Annotated in this window: 20 protein-coding genes; 10 read left to right on the forward strand and 10 right to left on the reverse strand. The window is 65.1% G+C overall.

The window, feature by feature from the left end; genetic code table 11:
* Positions 1 to 25: 25 nt before the first annotated feature.
* Complete coding sequence (locus tag AB0I14_RS00520) at positions 26 to 406, forward strand: pyridoxamine 5'-phosphate oxidase family protein (protein ID WP_358014318.1); 381 nt, start codon at positions 26 to 28, stop codon at positions 404 to 406.
* A 135-nt stretch (positions 407 to 541) separates the two neighbouring features.
* On the forward strand, positions 542 to 1195 hold the full coding sequence (locus AB0I14_RS00525; RefSeq protein WP_358014321.1) for a response regulator transcription factor: 654 nt from the start codon (positions 542 to 544) through the stop codon (positions 1193 to 1195).
* Here AB0I14_RS00525 and AB0I14_RS00530 read toward each other — a convergent pair.
* Positions 1173 to 1538 carry a response regulator gene (locus AB0I14_RS00530; protein WP_358014324.1) on the reverse strand — a complete coding sequence of 122 codons (366 nt, stop codon included), beginning with the start codon at positions 1536 to 1538 and terminating at the stop codon, positions 1173 to 1175. The two genes, AB0I14_RS00525 and AB0I14_RS00530, sit on opposite strands and share 23 nt — an antisense overlap.
* Positions 1539 to 1624: 86 nt before the next feature.
* On the opposite strand from AB0I14_RS00530, the gene AB0I14_RS00535 reads away from it, so the two are divergent.
* Positions 1625 to 3217, forward strand: a complete 1593-nt coding sequence (locus AB0I14_RS00535; protein WP_358016651.1) for a GAF domain-containing protein — start codon at positions 1625 to 1627, stop codon at positions 3215 to 3217.
* A 45-nt stretch (positions 3218 to 3262) separates the two neighbouring features.
* Here AB0I14_RS00535 and AB0I14_RS00540 read toward each other — a convergent pair whose 3' ends face one another.
* The 5 genes from AB0I14_RS00540 to AB0I14_RS00560 form a co-directional block, all read right to left on the reverse strand.
* On the reverse strand, positions 3263 to 4321 hold the full coding sequence (locus AB0I14_RS00540) for a cupin domain-containing protein (protein ID WP_358014327.1): 1059 nt from the start codon (positions 4319 to 4321) through the stop codon (positions 3263 to 3265).
* Between the two features lie 360 nt (positions 4322 to 4681).
* Positions 4682 to 6307 carry a chaperonin GroEL gene (gene groL / locus AB0I14_RS00545; RefSeq protein WP_358014330.1) on the reverse strand — a complete coding sequence of 542 codons (1626 nt, stop codon included), beginning with the start codon at positions 6305 to 6307 and terminating at the stop codon, positions 4682 to 4684.
* A gap of 479 nt (positions 6308 to 6786) precedes the next feature.
* A complete protein-coding gene (locus tag AB0I14_RS00550; RefSeq protein ID WP_358014333.1) occupies positions 6787 to 7587 on the reverse strand; it encodes a polysaccharide deacetylase family protein in 801 nt (266 codons plus the stop codon).
* A 196-nt stretch (positions 7588 to 7783) separates the two neighbouring features.
* On the reverse strand, positions 7784 to 8620 hold the full coding sequence (locus tag AB0I14_RS00555; protein ID WP_358014336.1) for an LLM class F420-dependent oxidoreductase: 837 nt from the start codon (positions 8618 to 8620) through the stop codon (positions 7784 to 7786).
* Positions 8617 to 9192 (reverse strand): TetR/AcrR family transcriptional regulator, encoded by a 576-nt coding sequence (locus tag AB0I14_RS00560; RefSeq protein WP_358014339.1) that lies wholly within the window; start codon positions 9190 to 9192, stop codon positions 8617 to 8619. The genes AB0I14_RS00555 and AB0I14_RS00560 overlap by 4 nt, the downstream gene beginning before the upstream one ends.
* A 123-nt stretch (positions 9193 to 9315) precedes the next feature.
* Here AB0I14_RS00560 and AB0I14_RS00565 point away from each other — a divergent pair, with 123 nt between their 5' ends.
* The 4 genes from AB0I14_RS00565 (at position 9316) to AB0I14_RS00580 (ending at position 15000) form a co-directional block, all read left to right on the forward strand.
* Positions 9316 to 10239: an SDR family NAD(P)-dependent oxidoreductase gene (locus AB0I14_RS00565; protein ID WP_358014342.1), complete on the forward strand. Its 924-nt coding sequence runs from the start codon at positions 9316 to 9318 to the stop codon at positions 10237 to 10239.
* A 103-nt stretch (positions 10240 to 10342) separates the two neighbouring features.
* Entirely contained in the window at positions 10343 to 10846 is a 504-nt protein-coding gene (locus tag AB0I14_RS00570; RefSeq protein WP_358014345.1) for a cupin domain-containing protein, read from the forward strand.
* 84 nt (positions 10847 to 10930) lie between these two features.
* A complete protein-coding gene (locus AB0I14_RS00575) occupies positions 10931 to 12637 on the forward strand; it encodes a DEAD/DEAH box helicase (protein ID WP_358014348.1) in 1707 nt (568 codons plus the stop codon).
* A gap of 128 nt (positions 12638 to 12765) precedes the next feature.
* The gene (locus AB0I14_RS00580) at positions 12766 to 15000 is read left to right on the forward strand and encodes a DUF1214 domain-containing protein (protein ID WP_358014351.1); all 2235 of its coding nucleotides are present in this window, start codon (positions 12766 to 12768) and stop codon (positions 14998 to 15000) included.
* Positions 15001 to 15096: 96 nt separating this feature from the next.
* On the opposite strand, the gene AB0I14_RS00585 is transcribed toward AB0I14_RS00580, so the two are convergent.
* From AB0I14_RS00585 to AB0I14_RS00595, 3 genes are read right to left on the reverse strand one after another with little or no spacing between them, the layout of a single operon-like run.
* Positions 15097 to 15912: an HAD-IIA family hydrolase gene (locus AB0I14_RS00585; RefSeq protein ID WP_358014354.1), complete on the reverse strand. Its 816-nt coding sequence runs from the start codon at positions 15910 to 15912 to the stop codon at positions 15097 to 15099.
* Between the two features lie 25 nt (positions 15913 to 15937).
* A complete protein-coding gene (locus tag AB0I14_RS00590; protein WP_358014357.1) occupies positions 15938 to 17236 on the reverse strand; it encodes an amidohydrolase family protein in 1299 nt (432 codons plus the stop codon).
* The gene (locus AB0I14_RS00595) at positions 17208 to 18398 is read right to left on the reverse strand and encodes a diaminopropionate ammonia-lyase (protein WP_358014360.1); all 1191 of its coding nucleotides are present in this window, start codon (positions 18396 to 18398) and stop codon (positions 17208 to 17210) included. Before AB0I14_RS00595 ends, AB0I14_RS00590 begins: the two co-directional genes overlap by 29 nt.
* Before the next feature lie 69 nt (positions 18399 to 18467).
* Here AB0I14_RS00595 and AB0I14_RS00600 point away from each other — a divergent pair, with 69 nt between their 5' ends.
* The 3 genes from AB0I14_RS00600 to AB0I14_RS00610 are packed head-to-tail and all read left to right on the forward strand — an operon-like array spanning position 18468 to position 21440.
* A complete protein-coding gene (locus AB0I14_RS00600; RefSeq protein WP_358014363.1) occupies positions 18468 to 19115 on the forward strand; it encodes a GntR family transcriptional regulator in 648 nt (215 codons plus the stop codon).
* Complete coding sequence (gene hisC, locus AB0I14_RS00605) at positions 19112 to 20251, forward strand: histidinol-phosphate transaminase (RefSeq protein WP_358014365.1); 1140 nt, start codon at positions 19112 to 19114, stop codon at positions 20249 to 20251. The genes AB0I14_RS00600 and hisC overlap by 4 nt, the downstream gene beginning before the upstream one ends.
* A complete protein-coding gene (locus AB0I14_RS00610) occupies positions 20238 to 21440 on the forward strand; it encodes a pyridoxal phosphate-dependent aminotransferase (RefSeq protein ID WP_358014368.1) in 1203 nt (400 codons plus the stop codon). Before hisC ends, AB0I14_RS00610 begins: the two co-directional genes overlap by 14 nt.
* 66 nt (positions 21441 to 21506) lie before the next feature.
* On the opposite strand, the gene AB0I14_RS00615 is transcribed toward AB0I14_RS00610, so the two are convergent.
* Positions 21507 to 22559 (reverse strand): hypothetical protein, encoded by a 1053-nt coding sequence (locus AB0I14_RS00615; protein WP_358014371.1) that lies wholly within the window; start codon positions 22557 to 22559, stop codon positions 21507 to 21509.
* Positions 22560 to 22796 lie beyond the last annotated feature (237 nt).

Genomic DNA, 22796 nt, shown 5'->3' on the forward strand with positions numbered 1-22796 from the left:
CCGTCAACCGGCCTATTCTCACGTCATGAGCGTGAAAGTGGACCTCAACCAGCTGGCCGACAAGCTGGCGGACTACACGTTCGCCTACCTCGTCACGGTCGACGACAACTACCGCGCGCACACCGTCGCGGTAGAGCCACACCTGGTCAACGGCGTCATCCACGTCGGCCCGGTCGGCGGGCACACCCGCAGAAACCTCGCCTCGCATGAGAACGCCACCCTGGTCTGTCCGCCGAACAAGCCCGGCGGGTATTCACTGATCGTCGACGGACGAGGCCAGGCCGGCGCAAGCGAGGACGAGGCGCACCAGATCGTGCCCAACCGCGCGGTACTGCATCGCAAGGCAGCCACGCCCGGCCCGCCCGGTCAGTGCGACAGCGATTGCATTGTCTTGTCGGAGAACTGACGCCGCGGGGCATACCGCCTTTCCGTGACGAGTGGCCACGACGCGACGCGTCTGGCGTCCAAGCGTGCGACAAGTGGCCACCGAGCGGCGAATCCACCCCTCACGTCGCGACACCCGCGATGCAAGAATGACCGGGTGCATGCAACGCGAGTGGTCGTGGCCGACGACGACGTGTTGCTCAGGGAGGGGCTTGCCAGCCTCCTCGAACGCGGCGGCTTGCAGGTCGAAGGGCAAGCGGGCGACGCCGAGCACCTCATCAATCTGGTTCGTGACCTGAAACCGGACTTGGTGATCGTCGACATCAGGATGCCGCCGACCCACACCAGCGAAGGGCTGGATGCGGCGAAACTGATTCGCCAGGAGTACCCCGATACCGCAATCTTGGTGCTATCCGCACACGTCGACGTCGAACATGCGGTGGAACTGCTGGCAGGCGGCCACGGTGTCGGCTACCTACTGAAGAGTCGCATCACCGATGTCGATGACTTCATCGACACGGTCCAGCGAATAGCCAATGGTGCGTCCGTCGTCGACCCGGCATTGGTCCAGGAACTCATCACAGCGCAACGCCGCAACGATCCGCTCGCTGCGCTCAGCGCGCGCGAGCACGAGGTGTTGGCGCTGATGGCCGAAGGGCGGTCCAACGCCGGCATCGGACGGCGATTGTGGGTCACCGAGGGCACGGTGGAAAAGCATGTCCGCAGCATCTTGACGAAGCTGAACCTGCCGGAGACCGGCGACGATCACCGCCGCGTCCGCGCCGTCATCACGTATCTGGAAGCTCGCTGATGAACCCTCGGATGGCGGCGGCAGACAGCCTCATCTTCGGCAGCAACCCCAGCGCCGGGCTGGCAGCGGTGAGGTCGGCGAAGTCCTCTTGGTCGTGCGTGGAAATCATGATGACCGCCGGGCGCGGTGATATCTGGCGATGGATGTCCTCGGCGACGTCGAAACCGTTCTCAGTCCCGAGATCCACATCGACGAGCACTATGTCCGGCCGCAGGGTACGGGTGAGCTCAAGCGCTTCGGCGGCGGTTGCCGCCGTCCCGATGACATCGACGCCCGAGCCCGCCAACGTGCTGCGTGCGGCGTCACCGAACGTAACGCTGTCGTCGACAATCAGACAGCGCATGACGGCTCCATGACGCTCGGCACTGTTCGAGAATGACAGATCCAGCAGCCAACCGGCATTGCTGCTACCCGGAAGAACTCGCGGATATGACGACCGAACCGTTCACAATGGCGGCTGAGTCCCGTCCCGGCCGCACCAGACACGAACGTCTGCTGGCCGTTCTGCTCCGTCCTACCACCCCGCCGGTGAAGTGGGGAATCGTGACCGCCGTGGTACTCATCGCACTGGAGGTGGCCACCGTCAGTCAGCTGAAGCGTATTGCGCCGGACAACGCGTTCGGCGCGGTGTTCTTGTTCGGGGTGCTGGTGGTCTCGGCCGGGTGGGGTTTCCGCCTTGCCATCGCAATGTCAGTCGCCAGCACGCTGGCCTACTCGTACTTTCACGCCGGCGAAGGGCCGGACAACCTGGCGCCGGCCATCGTCGTATTCCTGACCTTGGCGTTGTTGACGAATATCCTTGTCGGGCAGGCCCGTTTGCGCGCAGTCGAGTCCGAACAACGCCGCCGGGAAGCTGATCGCGCCGCGGACCTGGCGCGCACGATGCTGCAAGGGTCGGCGGCGTTGCGCCGGATCGCCACCCTGGTAGCCCGCCGTGTCGAACCCGCCGACCTGTATCAGGTTGTCGTCGATGAGCTCGGACGAGGCCTCGACATCCACCACGCGACCTTGCTTCGGTATGAACCTGATTCTCACGCAGTCGTTCTGGCGTCGCGGCAGCAACAGTCCCCCGACCGTCTCCTGCCTGCCGGAGATCGGTTGCCGCTGGACGAGGACACTGTTGTCGGCCGCATCGCCCGATCCGGGGCACCGGCACGGGTGACGACGTACCAAGACCGCGGCAGCGCCGGTGCGACGGGCCTTGACGACCTCGGCATGCGTTCAGCGGCCGGGGCACCCATCCTGGTCGGAGACCGTGTCTGGGGCGCGCTCATCGCGGGCCGCGTGACCTCCGAACCGCTGCCCGAGGACACCGAAGTCCGAATCAACGACTTCGCCGACCTGGTCGCCACCGCGATCTACAACGCCGAGACCCGCGCAGAGCTGACCGCATCACGAGCTCGTATCGTCACGGCTGCAGACCAGGCCAGGCGCGGTTTTGAACGCGATCTCCATGACGGAGCACAGCAGCGCATCGTGTCGCTGGGACTCGAACTCCGGGCCATCGAAGCCATGCTGCCGCACGATGACACCGCGCTTCGGCCCAAGATGGGCACCATCGTCGACTCCCTCTCCAACTTGCACACCGACCTGCAGGAACTGTCTCGCGGTCTGCACCCTGCGGTGCTGTCCCGAGGAGGTCTCGGCCCCGCACTCAAAACACTCGCACGCCGATCACCGGTGCCGGTGCACCTGACCGTCGAGCTGACTGACCGGATGGCCGAATCGATTGAAGTGGCCGGCTATTACCTGGTTGCCGAATCCCTGACGAATGCCGCCAAGTACGCCCGCGCCAACGAGGTGGTCGTGCACGCGGCGGCCGACGAGGCCGCCTTGCACATCGAGGTCAGCGACGACGGTGTCGGCGGTGCGAACCCGGCCGCCGGTTCGGGACTGATCGGTTTGAAGGACCGCGTGGAAGCGCTGTCGGGACACTTCGAGGTGACCAGCCCGTCCGGCGACGGCACTATCATCACCGCCCGCATTCCGTTGTCTGGCAACGAAAGCCCACGCAGCACGTGAGATATACGAGTGCAGCACCTGTTGTTCCGCCGGCGTCTGATGGCGTCAGACGCCGGCCGGCGGGTCGACGGGGTTGATGCGATCTACCACCAGCGGATCGACGGGTGTGAAGGGGAATGCGGGCAGATCGTCGATGTGGGTGTTGAATGCGGCGGCCAGGACCTCTCGCGAGTACGCGCTGGCCGAGGCCTTGTAGCCGATATCGGCGGGGAACGGCTGATCAAAAAAGATCAGGAAGTGCCAGTCATCGGCCCCGATGTTCTCGATGTGATGCGGGTACGCAGCCGGGATGAAGTACATGTCACCGGTGGCCATCGTCCAAGTATCAAGGGTGCCATCGGGATTCATCACTGTCATCCGGGCGTTGCCCTGGTGGACATAGCCCATCTCACCGGTGATCGGATGCCAGTGAGGTTCGCGCATACCGTCTTCGGCGACGCGCAGCGAGTACATCGAGATGTCCTTGAGAGCCGGCCAGAACTGATCGCGGGCAAAGCGCGCATTGCCGCTGGCGTAGTTGAGCCCGGGCGCCTGGGCCTCGATGTCGAACTTGTGCGGGTCGTCGAAGTACGCCGCGGCCGGGATTTCCGGGGCACCGACACGGGCCGCCAGTTTGTGGTCGGTTGTGGTGCGGCGGATCTTGGCCATATCAGCCGACGGCAGGTCGTAGGTGTTGCCCAGAACAGCATCGGTGAACGCACCGAAAGTCGCGCCGAGCCCGAAGTCCTCAGGGCGTTCGTTGCGGAACGCGATGATGAACTCCGCGACTTCGGTGCCGATGTTCTCGATGTGGTGCAAGGCGCCGGAATCGATGTGGAACATCTGCCCAGCGGTCACGATGAAGCTGGCGAAGCGACTGTGATTGTCGAGCACTGACACCAAAGCAGTGCCCGAGACACAGTAGGTGAGCTCATTGGCGTTGGCGTGCCAATGCGGGGTGCGCATTGCGCCCGGGTTCAACAGCACCCGCTTGATCGACAGGTTCTTCAGGATGGGCAGATTGTCGGCCGTCACCCGCCGCATCGATCCGAACGCGTTTTCCTCGACGATCTCACCGCCGAGCAAAGAGCCGGTATGGCTGGTCCGCTCCGAAAGTGTGGGCATGTTGAACCTCCTGCGATTGCGTGTACCGCTAACACTGGTCCCTACCCACGCTGCTGTCATGCACGCTAGCGGCCGTCGCAAGAACGGCCAGCGGTAACGCGCCCTTCCGGCTAGCCGGTAGATCCCGATCGGGAGAACGTGCTGGGCCCAGTGCCGGATTGAGCACTGGCCATTCCGGGATATCGCCGCGGACCAGATCGTGCACGTCAGCTACAGCCTGGGTGGGGATCTGGTGGCGCGCCAGGCGTCTCATGTACCAGCTGCACCAGACCGTATTCGGCTACCTGGGCGGCATCGCACCGGGGAAACGAAAAGCCCGGCCTGCCGAAGCAGACCGGGCTTTCCCGTAAAGAGCAGGACTTAGAAGTCCATACCGCCCATGCCACCGGTCGGGTCGCCCGCGGGCGCTCCGGCCTTCTCCGGCTTGTCGGCGACGACAGCCTCGGTGGTGAGGAACAGCGCCGCGATGGACGCCGCGTTCTGCAGCGCCGAGCGGGTGACCTTGACCGGGTCGGCAACGCCGGCAGCCAGCAGGTCCTCGTACACGTTGGTCGCGGCGTTCAGGCCGTGACCCGAGGGCAGGTTCGACACCTTCTCGGCGACGACGCCCGGCTCCAGACCACCGTTGAAGGCGATCTGCTTCAGCGGGGCCGACAGCGAGACGCGCACGATGTTGGCACCGGTCGCCTCGTCACCCTCGAGCTTGAGCTCGTCCAGCGACGGAGCTGCCTGCAGCAGAGCCACGCCACCACCGGCGACGATGCCCTCTTCGACGGCAGCCTTCGCGTTGCGAACGGCGTCCTCGATGCGGTGCTTGCGCTCCTTGAGCTCCACCTCGGTGGCAGCTCCGGCCTTGATCACCGCAACACCGCCGGCCAGCTTGGCCAGGCGCTCCTGCAGCTTCTCGCGGTCGTAGTCGGAGTCGCTGTTCTCGATCTCGGCGCGGATCTGGGCGACACGGCCCTGGATCGCGTCGGCATCGCCGGCACCCTCGATGACGGTGGTCTCGTCCTTGGTGACCACGATCTTGCGGGCGGTGCCCAGCAGCGCGACATCGGCGGTCTCCAGCGAGAGGCCGACCTCTTCGCTGATGACCTGGCCACCGGTGAGGATGGCGATGTCCTGCAGCATGGCCTTGCGGCGGTCACCGAAGCCCGGGGCCTTGACGGCCACAGACTTGAAGGTGCCACGGATCTTGTTGACCACCAGGGTCGACAGGGCTTCGCCCTCGACGTCCTCGGCGATGATCAGCAGCGGCTTGCCGGACTGGATGACCTTCTCCAGCAGGGGCAGCAGGTCCTTGACGGTCGAGATCTTGGAGCTGACCAGGAGGATGTAGGGATCCTCGAGGACGGCTTCCTGACGCTCGGCGTCGGTGACGAAGTATCCCGAGATGTAGCCCTTGTCGAAGCGCATGCCCTCGGTGAGCTCCAGCTGCAGCCCGAAGGTGTTGCTCTCCTCGACGGTGATGACACCCTCGTTGCCGACCTTGTCCATGGCCTCGGCGATCAGGTCGCCGATGGACTGGTCTCCGGCGGAGATACCGGCGGTGGCAGCGATCTGCTCCTTGGTCTCCACCTCCTTGGCGCTCTTCAGCAGCGTCTCGGTGACCTTCTCGACGGCCTTCTCGATGCCGCGCTTCAGGCCGAGCGGGTTGGCGCCGGCAGCGACGTTGCGCAGACCTTCGCGAACCAGGGCCTGAGCCAGAACGGTGGCGGTGGTGGTGCCGTCGCCCGCGACGTCGTCGGTCTTCTTGGCGACCTCTTTGACCAGCTCAGCGCCGATCTTCTCGTACGGGTCCTCCAGCTCGATCTCCTTGGCGATGGAAACACCATCGTTGGTGATCGTGGGGGCGCCCCACTTCTTCTCCAGGACGACGTTGCGACCCTTGGGGCCCAGCGTCACCTTTACCGCGTCGGCGAGGGCGTTCAGACCCCGCTCGAGGCCACGACGGGCCTCTTCGTCATACGCAATTGTCTTAGCCATTGCGAAGTGATTCCTCCGGATAGGGGATCGCACGTTGTGTGGTCAGGTTCAGTGCCCGCGACGGACGGCGTGGGTGTGCTCCCGCAGGTGCGGTCCCTGCCTCACCGGCCTGACCTAGCACTCACTGATCGAGAGTGCCAACTGCATTCTTAGCACTCGACCAGGGTGAGTGCAAGGTTGATGGACGTCCGCTCCGGCATCCGGCCTTCGCCCGTGGCGAAACCCATCTGGCGATGCCCGCCTATGTGGGCCACACCCGTCACGCCCGCCTATCGCGCCGCCCCCGTCACCGGTTTCTACGTCAGGGCTGTTCCCGGCAGGGCAGAGTCTGGCGACCCCTGGGTAGAAAACGGTGGCGGTCCACCGAGAGTGGGCGGACAGCAGTGCTTTCTCGGCCTGATGCGGCCCGGCGCTGCCATCTATGCCTATGCCGTGCGGGTTCCGCCCGGGCCCTCAGCTCGACCGAGCTGGCCCGGCAATTACCCCGCAGCTCGCCCCGTCGGTGACACGAACTGCCAGCCCGCCGCCTGCATCGCGGGGATCGCTTCGGCAAAGCCGGCGTGCGTGCCGGACTGGGGATGGTTCATGTGGGCGATCACGATCGACCCAGGCGCGGCGTTCATGACGTTGGAACGCACGGCCGCAGCAGACGCCGTCGCGCCGTTGTCGGCGTTGACGGTGAACCCCAACGGTTGCTCGCCGAGTTCGTGCACGATCTCGACGGCCACGTCGTCATAGTGCGCGGTACCGGGTCGGAACCACGTCGGGGGCCGGCCGGTCAGCGCAGTCAGCCTTTGGTGATTACCCCACACCTCGCTGACCACCTCATCGGCCGACCGGGTCCCGGCGATCCCGTAGGCAGAGCGACCCGTCACCGACAGCGGCACATGACGGGTGCCGTGGTTGCCGATCTCGAACAACGGATTGGCGGCCAATTGCCTTGCCCGGTCCGGATTCCGGTCGATCCACCTCGAGTTCAGCATGAGCACCGCCGGAACACCGTTGCGCTGCAAGGTATCGAGCAGGCCGTCGTCGCAGGCACCGTCGCACGCGTCGAACGTCAGGGCGATCTGGCGGCCGGCGGCGGCGAATGACGTGGTGATTCCGGGCAGCGCCATTCCCCACTGCGTGGGTGCACGCCTCTTGTTGAGCACCGCGACCGAAGGCGGGTCGACGGCGTTGGGGTCGGCGTGCGCGCTCGGCACCCCGGCACGCAGCGCGTACCCGGCAGCGATCGAACCGACGGCGGTCGCCGCCAGGAATGAACGCCTGGTGATCACATGCCGGACGGTAGGCGCGGATCTTGAAGGCCGGCCCGTCAATCAGCTGTGGGTTGACTGCGGAAGCCTCAGGGCCCCGCGACACCACCCTCCGTCGCCGGTTTCTACCGCAGGGCTGCCCTCAGCGCCGGCCGGCGACCCTCACGTAGAAAACGGCGTCTAGAGAGCGGCGCGCCGGCCACCGGCCGAACAGGGCTCAGCTCCCCGACTGATATTTCTGCACCGTCGCGGCGAATTCGTCGAGGAGGCGTAGTGACTCGTCTTTGCCCACGGACGGCAGGAACAGGCCCAGCTGACCGAAGCCGAGATCCTCAACGGCACGCCAATAGTCGGCTTTGATGGGCGCGCCGAACATCATCAACGGCACATCGTGCGCACCGCCGTCACGCATCTGCCCGATGCGTTTGGTCAGCACATCCCTCGGCAGCGGATTCGATATCCAGCCTGCCCCATGGCGGATCACGCGTTTGACCGTGGCATCGGAGTTGCCGCCGATGTAGATGGGCGGGTGTGGCTTTTGAACGGGCTTGGGGCGGCAGTAGGACGACTCGAAGTTGACGTACCTACCGTGATATTCAGCAGGCTCTTCGGTCCACAGCGCCTTGACCGCCTCGATGCTCTCATCCAACCGTGCCCCACGGGTTTTCGGATCGGTGCCGTGGTCGCGCATCTCTTCGAGGTTCCAGCCGGCGCCGACGCCGAAGGCGAAACGGCCATCGGAGATGAGGTCGATGCTGGCGGCTTCCTTGGCGGTGTGGATCGGGTCGCGCTGGATCAGCAGCGCGACGCCGGTGACGAGCTCGATCGTGGAGGTCACCGCGGCCGCGGCGGCGAGGGTGACGAACGGGTCGAGCGTGTTGTAGTACCACGGCGGCAGGTCGCCACCGTTCGGGTACGCCGATTCCCGGCTGACCGGGATGTGGCTGTGTTCGGCGATGATGAGCGAGGCAAACCCGCGCTCCTCGATCGCCTGGGCCAGCGGTACGGGGTCGATGCTGTCGTCGTCGACAAAAGTGGCGATGCCGAACTTCATCTGGACGACGCTACCCCCGGCGGACCACTCGCGATCGCCCGTAATCCGTCGAATACCACCGAAGTCACCCGCTCTGCCACGTCGGCGTTGTAAGTCTGCATGGCCTGGCAGCCGACCAGAAGTGCCTTCACGTCCGCGACGGTCATGTCGTCTCGCACCGTTCCCGCGCGCTGCGCTGCGGCCAGCAGCTCGCCGAGAACTGACAGGTACTCGCTCTCAGCCTCGGGAACCACAGTGTTGACGTCGATGCCCGATCCGGCCAGTGCGTCGACCAATCCGCGGTCCGCCGCGCCCCACTGCAGCACCATCGAGCGTAGGAACGTGAATATCGCCTCGGCCGGATCGGCCTCGGCGAGCAAGGTCCGCCCCTCCTCGACGACGCCGCGGATGCGCTCGGCGATGACCGCCTGGAACAACGCTTCCTTGGTCGGGAAATGACGGTAGACGGTGCCTGCGCCGACGCCGGCCCGGCGGGCGATCTCGTCGATGGGCACGGACAGTCCGTCGGCCGCGAATGTTTCGTAGGCGACCTCGAGCACCCTGGCACGGTTGCGCGCCGCATCCGCACGCATTCGCCATCACCTCACACAGCCGTCGACAAGCACAGACAAACCATTGACAAAACGGGGCGCGCGTTCCGTATAGTCGAACGCAACCGGAGTATTCACTCCGCTTAGCCTCACTAGGAGTCTCCCATGACCAAGTGGACCACCGCCAAGATTCCGGACCAATCGGGCCGCACGGCCGTCATCACCGGTGCCAATACCGGCCTCGGGCTCGAGACCGCCAAGGCCCTGGCCGCCAAGGGTGCACGCGTCGTCCTCGCCGTCCGCAACCTGGACAAAGGCGAGGCCGCCGTCGAGTGGATCTCGCGATCCGTACCGGATGCCGACCTCGAGTTGCAGCGCCTCGACCTGGGCTCACTGGCATCGGTGCGCGAGGCCGCAGATGAGGTCAGGGACAAGCACGATCGCATCGACCTGTTGATCAACAACGCCGGCGTGATGACCCCGCCCAAGGAAACCACGACCGACGGGTTCGAGCTGCAGTTCGGCACCAACCACCTCGGCCACTTCGCCCTGACGGGCCTGTTGCTCGACCGCTTGCTTCCTGTGACCGGTTCGCGAATCGTGACCGTCAGCAGCATCGGTCACCGCTTCTCGCGCGGCATCCGGTTCGACGACTTGCAGTGGGAGCGCAGTTACAACCGGCTTCAGGCCTACGGCCAGTCGAAGCTCGCCAACTTGCTGTTCACCTATGAACTGCAGCGTCGCCTGATCGGGCAGCACACGACCGCCCTGGCCGCCCACCCCGGCGGATCCGATACCGAACTGGCACGCCACCTGCCCGGCGCCGTACAGCGCGCCGTCCCGCTGCTGCGTCCGCTCTTCCAGGAGGCCGCGATGGGCGCGCTGCCGACTCTGCGCGCCGCGACGGACCCGAGCGCACTGGGTGGTCAGTACTACGGTCCCGACGGGCTGGGCCAGCAGAAGGGCCACCCGAAGCTGGTGACGTCCAACGAGTACTCCTACGACATCGAGTTGCAGCGCCGCCTGTGGACGGTGTCCGAGGAGCTGACGGGCGTCACCTTCCCGGCGTTGCAGGACGCGCGCGCCTGAATTCTCATCGCCGCTTTCGACACCAGGGCTGCTTCGCCGCACCACGAACAGCCCCGGTGTCGATCTCGGCGTCAATGGCAGCGCCGCGTCTAGGCTGGCGATCGTGTCGCTCTGGGATCCCAGGAATGTGCCGCCCTATCCCCCCGTCCGCTACCCCAAAGACGAGCCGGAGGTCAGCGCGCGGGTCAGGCGCGGGGACGAGCCGCCCGACTATGACTCCGGCCGGATCGAGTACCACTATCTGGCCAACCAGCAGCAGACCGACGGCGATTACGGTCTCTACCGCGTCGACATCAGCCCGCAGGGCGGCGGACCCGGCCCGCATTTTCACCGGACCATGTCGGAGGCCTTCTTCGTCTTGTCGGGCACCGTCAAGCTGTATGACGGGAACGACTGGGGCGACGGCCACCAAGGCGACTTCCTGTATGTTCCACCGGGCGGAATCCACGGTTTCCGCAACGAGACCGACGCGCCGACGTCGTTGCTGATGTTGTTTGCTCCCGGCGCGCCGCGGGAGGCCTATTTCGAAGGGTTCGCCCAGCTTGCCGACCTCAGCGACGACGAACGCGCCGAGTGGTTCGTTCAGAACGACAACTACTTCATCTGAGCGACACGCCCGGCGAGCTCCTGCGGATATGCGCCGACGTAACGTGCTGGCCTAGACTACTTTCCGACTGAGAGGAGTCCTAGGGTGCGGGCTGATGCAGCGCCCAGCACCCAGGCACTTCGGGGCTGGCAGCGCAAGGCGCTGGTGAAGTATTTGACGGCGAAACCGCGGGACTACCTGGCGGTCGCCACCCCTGGCGCGGGGAAGACAACGTTTGCGCTGCGGATCGCGGCCGAACTGCTCAACGACCGCACGGTCGACGCGATCACCGTGGTGGTGCCCACCGAGCACCTCAAGATCCAGTGGGCTGAGTCCGCGGCGCGTAACGGCATCGCCCTGGATCCGAGGTTCAGCAACTCCGACTCCCAGACCTCGTCCGAGTATCACGGCGTGGTCGTCACCTATGCCCAGGTGGCCAGCCACCCCACCCGGCACCGGGTGCGCACCGAGAACCGCCGGACGCTCGTCATCTTCGATGAGATCCACCACGGCGGCGATGCGAAGAGCTGGGGCGACGCGATGCGCGAAGCCTTCGACGACGCGACACGGCGCCTCTCCCTGACCGGTACCCCGTTCCGCAGCGACGACAGCCCGATCCCGTTCGTCAACTACGAGCCCGACGAGGCCGGGTTCCAGCGCTCGCAGGCCGACCACGTGTACGGCTATTCCGACGCGCTGGCCGACGGCGTGGTCCGGCCCGTGGTGTTCCTGGCGTACTCGGGCGAGGCACGCTGGCGGGACAGTGCCGGCGAAGAACACGCGGCGCGCCTGGGCGAGCCGCTGACCGCCGAGCACACCGCGCGGGCGTGGCGCACCGCGCTGAACCCGACGGGTGAGTGGATGCCCGCGGTCATCGCGGCCGCCGACAAACGGTTGCAGCAGAAGCGTCAGCACGTGCCCGATGCCGGCGGCATGATCATCGCCACCAACCAGACCACCGCCCGCGCCTACGCCGATCTCCTCACGAAGATCACCGGCGAGGTGCCCACCGTGGTGCTCTCCGACGATCCCGGCGCCTCCGACCGGATCAGCCAATTCTCGGCGAGCAGCAGCCGCTGGCTGGTCGCGGTGCGCATGGTGTCCGAGGGTGTCGACGTGCCACGGCTGTCGGTCGGCGTGTACGCCACGAGCGCATCGACTCCGTTGTTCTTCGCGCAGGCCATCGGCCGGTTCGTGCGGTCGCGTCGCGCCGGTGAGACCGCCAGCATCTTCCTGCCGTCGGTGCCCAACCTGTTGCTGCTGGCCAGTGAGATGGAAGCTCAGCGCAACCACGTGCTGGGCAAGCCGCACCGGGAATCCGACGGGCTGGACGACGAGGCGCTCGAAGCTGCCGAGAAGCGGAAGGACGAGAAGGGCGAGCTGGAGAACGGCTTCGAGTCCCTCGGTGCCGACGCCGAGCTGGATCAGGTCATCTTCGACGGCTCCTCCTTCGGCACCGCCACTCCGGCCGGCAGCGACGAGGAGGCCGACTATCTCGGCATCCCCGGCCTGCTCGATGCCGAGCAGATGCGAGACCTGTTGCGGCGCAGGCAGGATGAGCAACTCACCAAACGCACGGCCGAGGCCGCGGTATCGGGTGGTCCGCCGCCGTCGCGCACCACACACGGCCAGTTGCGGGAGTTGCGTCGTGAACTCAACGCGTTGGTGACCATCGCGCATCACCGCACCGGCAAGCCCCACGGTTGGATCCACAACGAGCTACGCCGGATATGCGGCGGGCCTCCGGTGGCCGCCGCGACCACTGATCATTTGAAGGCGCGCATCGAAGCCGTGCGGGATCTGAAGGCCTGATACAGGTCGGGCGCGGTATTCGACCGCAATAAAATCTGAGTCCCTCAAACTCCCCCGAGATTCAACTGGAACTTGTTACAGTCCCCCAATTGCGTTCTGTAGCAGGCAGAACAGTTCGGGGAGGCAAGATGACGACGACGTCAGCTACTGCTGGAGGCGCCCGATTCATCGGGCGGGTGGGCGCGCTCGCCGTCGCGCTGGGAATCGGTGTGGCAGTGGCCAACGGCACCGCGATCGCTTCCGCCGAGACCGGTGGCTCGGACTCGTCGGGAACGCATTCAAAGGCGACCGACAGTACGAAAACAGACAGCTCGACGTCGAAGAAGGGCCCGCGGAAACCGTCGGTCTCAGATCCGCAGAAGCTGGCCAAGCGGGTCAGCGACGCGGCCGCCAAGGTGGAGTCCGCACTCGGCAGTTCGAAGTTCGGCGAACGTCGATCGTCGGCCGGATCGACCGACCGGAAAACGGACGGCAAGGACGGCAAGACCAGCAAGGCCGTCACTGCGGCCGATGCCGTCGAATCCGCCGTCGACAATGTGCGGCAGTCGGTGTCGCGGGCAATCACCAAAGCAACTGACGCACCCCGCAATCGGCAGGCCGCACTGGACAACAGGCCGCAGGCCGCCGCCGAGGCGGACGCGACCGCACCGCTGGAAACACTGACGGTCGTCACCAAGACGGTGACGAAAGATGTTGTAGAGCACCTGATTCCGGCGTCGGCACCCCGCACCCAGGCTCCGACGGCGCAGGCCATACCGGAGATGGTGGCGGCGGTGACGGAGCGGCTCAAGCCACGTCTCCCGGAAACGCCGGTGAGCCCGGTCCAGGATCTCAGCCTGGCCGCGCTGCTGGGCTGGTCACGCCGTGATGGCGGGCAGGGGCTCGTACCCATCGGACGCCTCACCACACCGGCAGCGACGTCGCAGGTGACCTCCGAAGTGACAACGGAGGCAACGAGCACGCTGGCCACCGAGGACCAGCTTGCGGCCGAACAGCAGGTCAGCCAGATCGTCAACACGCCGATCGTCCAGCTGGCCAAGGTGGTCCTGATGGCGGCCTGGTACGTCGAGGCGGCCAAGAACTTCGCGACCGTCGGTGGCCCTGACTTCACGAACCTCTCGCAGCTCAACCAGGCGGCCACCGAGTTCGCCAACCAGTCGGCTACCGAGTTCCTGCTGCTGAATTCGAACGATCCGAAGCTGCTGCTGCAGGTCAACCCGCCGCACAGTTGGAACGGGCAGGACGCCGGAGGCACCCGGATCTGGTACGACAACCCCGATACCGTCTACCGCTTCACCGGCATCAACGGCGCCTCGACCTACAAGATCGAGGGCAAGGTCGCGGGGTATGACCCGGCCGACCCGAGTACCCACCCCACTTCTGCCAACGCCAATTTCAGTGTGCTCACCGGAATCAACGGGGTCACCGCCGCCAATCTCAACGGCGAGGACCTCAGTATCAGGGACGACGGGACGTTCACCATTGTGGTGAGTCCCGACGCGGCGCCCGCCAACCCTGAGCAGGGCATGAACTACATCCAGGCCCCAGCCAACTCGACCATTCTCGCCACCCGAAACACCTTGGGGGACTGGAATACCGAGACTCCGATGACGCTGACCATCGAGAAGACCGCCGGGCCACCCAGCAGCTTGTTCAGCCAGATCGGCGGGTTCGCCATCCCGGTCATCGGCGAGACGGTGGTGAAGAACCCGCTCCTGATGAGCCTGGTATCGATCGTCCCGGCGTTCGACAGGGCACCGCTGCTGTTGTCGTCCGCCGAGACGGCCATCCTGATGCTGGTCACCGGAATCAACGGCGAGAACACCTACATGTCCGTGGCGACCGCCACCGGCCGGCCCAACGTGCTGTCCCAGCCACAGCACAACGCGCAGTTCCTCTCCACCCAGTTGCAGAGCGCCGGCTACTTCCAGCTCAAGGACGACGAGGCGATGGTCATCACCGTCGATCCCGGTGATGCGGAGTACTTCGTGGTGCCGGTGACCAACGACTGGACCATCACCGGCGACACCCGCAATCAGCAGACCAGCCTGAACAACAGCCAGGCGATCAAGAATGCGGACGGTACCTACACCATCGTGGTGTCGAAGAACGATCCCGGCGTGGCGAACTGGGTGTCCACCGGTGGACTGAACCAGGGCACGATCTCGATGCGTTTCCAGGGTGTGGATCCAGATGCCACGAACATGCCGACGGTGACCACGCGAGTGGTGAAGGCATCGGAGGTCCCGGGCATCGTGAACGACCCCAACGATCCCAACTACAACCCCGAGCAGCTCAACTACGACCGTGCGCAGCAGATCGCCGACCGTCAGACCGGATACGACCGCCGCTACACGGTTTAGCGGGTCTGCGCCCGTCGATTTCTACGTGAGGGTTGTGCTCGCTGAACAAGCACAATCCAGGTGGTGAAATCGGCGCGGCCCGGGCGCCTCGGATGTCTACAGTCCCAACAGCTCGGGCAAATCCGCCACCGAGTCGATGACATGGTTGGGTTGCATCGCGAATTCGTCTGCGGCCCAACGGTCCAGCGTGTCCTGACGGAACTTTCCGGTGCGCACCAGCACCCCCGTCATCCCCACCACCTGGGCGGCCAGCACGTCGTTGTTGAGGTCGTCGCCGATCATGTACATCTCCTCGGGGTCGACGCCGAGGCGGTTGGCGGCGGCCAGAAACCCTTCCGGGGCAGGCTTGCCCACAGCCGTCGCCTTGCGGCCCGAGGTCTCTTCCATGCCGGCCAGATACATGCCGGTGTCGACCCGCAGTCCGTCAGTGGTGGTCCAGGCGGTGCTGCGGTGCATCGCCACGACAGGCACACCTTGGGCCATCCAGTCGTACACCCAGCTGAGCGTGAGGTGGTTGTACTCCGGCCCGGCCCCGCCGAGCAGCACCACGTCGGGGGTTTCCGGTGCGGCAGGCCCGGTGAATTCACTCGAGTACACAACGTCGACGCCGGGCATGTCCTCACCGATCTGCCCGCTGTTGACCAGGAAACATCGGGCGCCCGGATAGCGGTCGCGGACGTATTCGGCGGTCAGGGCCGCCGCGGTGATCACCTCGTCGGCCGCGACGTCCATACCGGCCGCGGTCAGCAGGTCCGCGATCTGGGCGCGGGTGCGGGTGGTGGTGTTCGTCAGATAGGACCGGGCGATCTGATTCTCGGCAAGTAACCGCAACGTCTGCGCAGCGCCGTCAATGGGCTGCCAGGAGGTCACCAGCACACCATCGATGTCGAACAGCACTCCACCGATAGCCATGCAGCGACAGTAAACGTCCGCGAATTCAGCGCAACTCGGGGCTGGCACCTTTCGCCGCAACGCCGCGTACAACGCATGCGGGCGATTCGAGCACGGTGATGTCCGTGTGTGGATCGACCGTATAGGCGGCCAAGTCTGCGAAGCTCCCGGCGGTGAGTCGCCCGCTTACACCCGGCAGCCGTGCCGCTTCCGCGGCGGTCCGGGTCCCGGCGCGCAGCGCTTCGGCCGCGCACATACCGGCTTGGGTGAGGAGGCGTAGTTCGGTGGGCAATGCGTCGAACGGTGTCCATCGCCAGCCAGCGTCCGTACCGGCCACGATAGTGACACCCGAGTCAATAAGGTCACGTGTATCGAGGAGGTCGTTGCGTTGCCGACGGGACCACACCTCGCGGATAGCGGCCGCGGCAGGAGCTCTTTCCAGCACGTAGTGACCGACACTAAGGGTCGATACGACTACGGCGTCGTGGTTGACGAGTTCGCGTGCGACCTCAGCACGTATTCCGGCATCAATCCGCCGATCCCCAGGAGAGCGAAACTTCGCGTGCTCGATCACGCGAATGCCGGCGGACAAGGCCTGCCGAATTGAGTTGGCAGACAGGCAATGAGCAGTCACAGGAAGGTTGACTGCGCGACCGGCCGCAACAATTCTCCCAAGCTCGGCAGTCGTGAACGCAGCATCCCAGGGGTTCGATCCCGTGGTGCCGCCGCCAGACGCCATGACCTTGATCTGGGTCGCCCCGGCAGCCGCGAATTTCTCCACGAGTTTTTCCAGCGCGAACCCGCCCGACGCTTCGCCGCCCATACGCGCGGCGTGCCCTCCCGGTGGCGTCAACGGTGCACCCGACGAATACAGCCGAGCTTGGCCTGACTCCGAACGCGCATCCCTGGAGATCTGGAAGATAAGCGGTGCGGGCCCACCACAATCGCGGGCTGCAGTAACACCGGCGCTCAGCAGCAATTCCAGTGCGTGACTTGCGTTCGCGTGAAGATTGACGTTGTCGTCGTGACCGTCCATCACGTCTGAATCGCCCTGGGCGGTTTCAGTGACGTGCACATGCATGTCTATGAAGGACGGACCGGCGACAAGTTCGCCGAGGTTGATCGTAGGTACAGTCGGCCAACTCGACGGAACGCTGTCCATCCCTGGACTGACCTCTTCGACGAGGCCGTCCCGCACCAGGATCGCCGCGGGAGCTGGATCCGCTTGATCGTGCCCAAGGCGGACGCGACGACCGACGACGATGGCTTCCTCGACTGAGCGAACGACTGATTCTGTTGAGCATCCGAATTGCGGCCTAGCGGCCATGGGCAATCTCATCACCATGCCGGATCTTCTCCTTGCCGCCGATGGTGGCGGCGTACGCGTCCGGATCGGCTGCGCCCTCGGTGTTCAAAATCAAGACATGGTCGTACTCCACACCGACGTCGGCGCCGCCGGCCCGTTGATGGCGTAAGTACGCCGTCGCCCCCGCCAGGGACGCCGCCCCGCTCTCGCCTGATTCGATGCCGACTTCGGCCAACTCCCGCATGGCAGTTCGGGCGTCGTCGTCGTCGATTGCTATCGCCGCATCGATCGATCCGTGTAGCTCCTGCCATGCCAGCCACGACGGGACACCACAGTTGAGTCCCGCCATGATCGAGTTATGGGGGCCCGGGACCTCAATCAGCTTGTCCTCTCGCAGAGATTTGGCGATGCAGTCGGCCCCTGCCGGTTCGACGGTGGCCAAAGTCGTCCGGGGCCGAGTCCGGAAATGACGCGTGACTGCCGCGGCGAAGGCGCCCACGCCTGCGGGTACGAAGATCGCCAATGACTCGTCGTGTTGAACGCCTTGCGCATCGAACTCCTGCTGAATTTCGGCCAGGATCGTCGCGTAGCCGGCGATCACCGACGCAGGGACGTCCTCGTAGCCAGGCCACGACGTATCGGAGATCAGCACGTACCGAGAGCTTCTCTCCGCTTGGTCGGCTACGAACTGCACAGTGTCGTCGTACGAGGCGTAGGCCACGACGACTTCGGCGCCTTCGGAGCGAATCGCCTCGATTCGCGGTGTGGAGATACTGCTGGGCACATAGACGATGGCGTCGAGCCCGAGTTCGCGTGCAATTCGCGCGACAGCGCGGCCGTGGTTGCCATCGGTAGCGCACTTCAGCGTGAGATCGCGTCCGTTCACCAACCTCCGGAGTTGAGCGAAGCTACCGGCTGGGGGCTCCCCGCACAGCGCACTGAGCGTCACGTTTATCGCCCATGAGGCCCCGAGGATCTTGAACGACGGAAGATCGAAGCGTGCCTGTTCGTTCTTGACCCAGACGTTTTTGACTCCCATCGATGCCGCGAGGGTGGGGACCGCAACCAGTTCGGTGGGCATATAGCCGGGGATCGTCTTGTGCCATCGACGGCATTCGGGCCAGAAGTCGCCGGGCGAAGCGGCCGGCGTCGGTTCAGGCGCGATGGGTGCCGTCCGCGCAAACAGGGTTACTTCGACCACAGATTCCTCCACTGCGTACTGTATTCAGTCTACTGTTGAGGTACAGTACACACCCGAGGAGGGATTGCAATGGTGGTACAGAGGCACCTACTCCGCGACGACGTGCAGTCCGCGGTGCTGGGCAAGTTGCTTCGCGGCGATTACCCGGTCGGGACGCGGATCAATGAAGTTCACCTGGCAGCGGAGCTCGGCGTAAGCCGTACACCGCTGCGCGAGGCATTGTCGGCTCTCGCCAACGATGGCCTGATCGAAGCTCGTCCGAGTCGCGGATTCTGGTTATCGCCACTGACCGACACCGAGGTGCGCGAGACCTACCCCATCATCTCCGCGTTGGAGCAGTTCGCCCTGCGGACGTCCGATGCCGCGATGCTGGCGACGATCGCGCCGCGCCTGCGGGACCACGCTCGCGACATTCAGCGATCATCAGACGCCGTCGTGGCACAAGCGGCCGACGACGAGTGGCACGACCTGTTGATGAGCGCTTGCCCGAACAAGCGGCTCAAACGGCTGATCTGCGACCAGAAGTTGGTAGTGCATCGCTACGAGCATGCGTACCTGAGCGACCCCTCTGCTCTCGGGGAGTCGGCCGCGCAGCACGCTCGGATTGCGGACGCGATAGCGGCAGGTGATGTCGAGAAGGCGTGCCGTGAGCTCGACCGAAATTGGCTGACCGGGATGGAACGACTCATCGAGCGCATCACCGGCGGCACTGAGTGACAACCATCGGGACATCACACCGGCAAATTTCCGTACGAGATGACTTGAAAGGTCTGACGCCCTACACCGCAGCAGCAGTCATCAACGGAGTTGTGCACCGTCTCAACAACAACGAAAGCCCTTACCCGCCACCCGCCGACGTGATAGCGAGCATGCTCGCCCAACTGAAGCAAGCTCTCGAGCACGCACATCGATACCCCGACACGACGGTTGCCGATCTGCGGGAGTCGCTGGCCGACTACGTTGGCCACGACATACGCGCAGCCCAGGTCTGGGCCGGCAACGGCTCCAACGAGGTGCTGCTGCAACTGCTCCTCGCCTACGGCGGCCCCGGGCGCCGTGTCTTGGGCTTCACCCCCGACTTCAGCATGCACCGGCAGCTGGCAGCTATCACGGGCAGCGAGTGGCTCGACGGAAGCCGCTCGGACGACTTCACTTTGACAGCCGAACACGCCCGGTCCGTGATCGCGCAAGTGCGTCCCGACATCATCATGGTCTCGAATCCCAACAATCCCACCGGAATACCGCTGCCGGACGACACCCTGGAGGTGCTCGTCGACGCGGCGCGAGATTCGATTGTCGTGATCGATGAGGCGTATCACGAGTTCGCCAGCGCGCGGTCAGTCGTCCCGCATATCCACGACCATCAAAATTTGGTCGTAGCCCGAACACTCTCCAAAGCCTTCGCAATGGCCGGCGTGCGAATCGGGTACATCGTCGCAGCGGAGGATCGCATTCGTGACGTACGGATGATGGCGTTGCCGTACCCGATCAGCAGCCTCGCGCTGACGACAGCGAAGGTAGCTCTTGCTCACGCCCCACGACTGCTCGAGCGGATTCCGGACGTCCTCGAGGAACGTGACGGGCTACGTGCCGAGCTGGAAAGCAGAGGGCTTCATACAGCCAACAGCGACGCCAACTTCCTGCTGTTCACCGGCATGACCTGTGCTGAAAGCGTCCTTGCAGATCTGACGGCTGCCAAGATCGCAGTCCGCGATGTCGGCCCGCCAGGATGGCTTCGCGTCTCGATCGGCACGCCCGAGGACAACCGAGCCTTCCTGGCAGTTCTGGACCGCGCCAACCCCACCTCCGCGACCTTCGACGACTCTAAGGAGCGCAACGATGCTCACCGTTAGCCGCACAGTCAGTGCCGTATCCCCCTCGGCCACAATGGTAGTCGCCGCCAAGTCCGAACAATTGCGGGCAACGGGAAGACACGTGTTGTCGCTCGCCGCCGGCGAACCGGACTACCCGCCGCCCGACCACGTGCTGGCGGCCGCTGCCGAAGCGTGTTCGGCGCGATCAACCCACCGCTACTCCGGATCGTCAGGATTTCCGGAGTTGAGAGCTGCCATGGCGAGCGCCATGGCAGGCCAGGCCAGTCCGGACGAAGTCGTGGTGACCAACGGCGCCAAGCAGGCGGTATACCTCGCCATGGCAGTGCTTCTCAATGCCGGGGACGAAGTTCTGATACCAACCCCGTACTGGACGACGTACCCGGAGGCCGCGCGGTTGGTCGGGGCACTACCGGTCTTCGTTCGGACCAGCCTGGAAGGAAAGGTGACCGCCGAGGCTTTGGAAGAAGCCTGGACTGACCGCAGCCGCATGGTGGTGATCGGCTCACCGTCCAATCCAACCGGCGCGGTCTACTCCATCACCGAACTCGAGGCGATCGCCGAATGGGCCCTTCGGCGCCGTGTCACCGTGATCAGTGATGAGGTCTACGAACACCTGATCTTCGATGGCCGTCCGTTTGCGACCATCCGCGAGGTGAGTCCCGAGATCGCCGCGGCGACCGTAACCGTACACGCGGTCTCGAAGACGTATGGAATGACCGGCTGGCGAGTGGGTTGGCTGCACGGACCTGGACCAATTGCTGCCGCAGCCGCAAAAATGCAGTCCCACTTGACATCCAACGTCAGCAACATCGCCCAAGCGGCGGCCCTGGCCGCGCTGCGCGGCGGGCTTGAGCATATTCCGGCCGCGGTGGCAGCGTTCACTCGTCGCCGGGACCTCATGCTGCAGGTCCTCCAAGGACTGCCGGGCGTCCACACTCCTGAGCCGGCCGGCGCTTTCTACTGTTTCCCGGATATCTCGGAGGTTCTGAGCAGGGGCGTCAATGGGCGTCAGTTCACCGACAGCATCGAGTTCGCCACCTACCTCCTCGACGAACTCGGAATTGCAGTGGTCCCAGGCGAAGCCTTCGGCGCACCCGGTCATATTCGGCTCTCGTTCGCCGCGAGCGACCGTGACGTCGTCGACGCGATGTCCGGCCTCCAGCGGATGCTCGGTGGGTGGAGCGACGAAACAGGCCACACCCACTGAAAGCCGCACCACCACAACAGATGCCGCGGTGCGTGCGTACTGGGCAATGCCCAGCACGCACGCACTCTAGACCGCGTCCTTCAACCATTGCAGGATAAGACCGGCGATCTGATCCGAGTTGTCGTCCCACATGGACATGTGCGTGTTGCCGGTGATGCCGCGGGCGGGCAGGTCGATCCAGGTGACGTCGCCGCCGGCGGCCTGCAGCCGGTCCGTGAACTCACGGGTGGAATTCCATAGGTCTCGCCACCCGGCAGCCGGTTCGTCATCGATCCGGTCACCCCAGATGACAAGGTGCGGAATGTGCTTGATCGTGCGCAGATCGGTGTCGGCCGGGACCGGCGAACCACTCGGTTCGACCGCGATGTGCGCGACCACCCTGTCGGGGTTCGCCACGACGGTAGTGAACGCGTCCGGACCGGATGCACTGTGCGAGAGCAGAATACTGCTACCGATCCGCTCGAAGAGCGCGTCATACGCCGGCAATCGCAGATCATCCGGCAGCTTGTACCGCGGAATCACCTGCTGCATAGCGTGATCGAATGCGGCGACGGGGAAGCGCGCTCCTGGATACGGCCTGCGCTCACCCGGGTCGGTGGCGTACCCGCCACCCGGCCCGATCCGGAAAATGTCCCAGATCTCCGCTTTGGTACGGAACAGCGGCTCGCTCGGATAGACCTCGGGATAGCGGGCCGACGGCGCCCGCCCGCAACCGACCGGGTCGCAGACGACTGTGTCGTACCCATTGCGCAGGAACAGCTGCTGCCATCCCGGACGCCCGTCGGGCGTGCCTTCGTAGCAGACCCCGGACAGTCCGCCCCCGGGCCAGAACACGACCGGGTGCCGGCTGCGCGGGTCATCGAGTCTCACTTCGTGCGCATATAGCTGCCCAATCTCGAAGTCGCCGTTCGGATCTGCTGCCGGGGCCGATAGTCCAGATGCGGCGAACGTCGGCCGGGTCGCCTCGCCGTGGACCGCCAGCGCTCCGCCACCGACGTGGAAGCCCGACAGGCTACGGACACGCAGCGGCTCTGATCCGCTTCCGCAGCCGGTCGCGGCGAGGGTGGACACGCCCACCATGCCCATCCCGGCGCCTTTCAGGAGCGTGCGTCGTTTCATCGGTGCCCTTTCTGCCGGTCTGACTGAAGCTCCGTGTCACGGCCCTCGCGCATCGGAATCCGCTCGCCGACAGGCGATCGAGTTCACCGAATCCCACAGAAAGCCTTGACACGCGCCAGAACGTAGCACACTGTATTCAGAACACAGTATCGGGAAAGAGGGCCATGCGACGACTCATAGGGTTAGCGATCGCGGCGATCGGTATCAGTACGGCTGCATGTGGAGGTGGGGGTACCG

Source organism: Mycobacterium sp. NPDC050441 (assembly GCF_040655355.1).
Lineage (GTDB): Bacteria > Actinomycetota > Actinomycetes > Mycobacteriales > Mycobacteriaceae > Mycobacterium.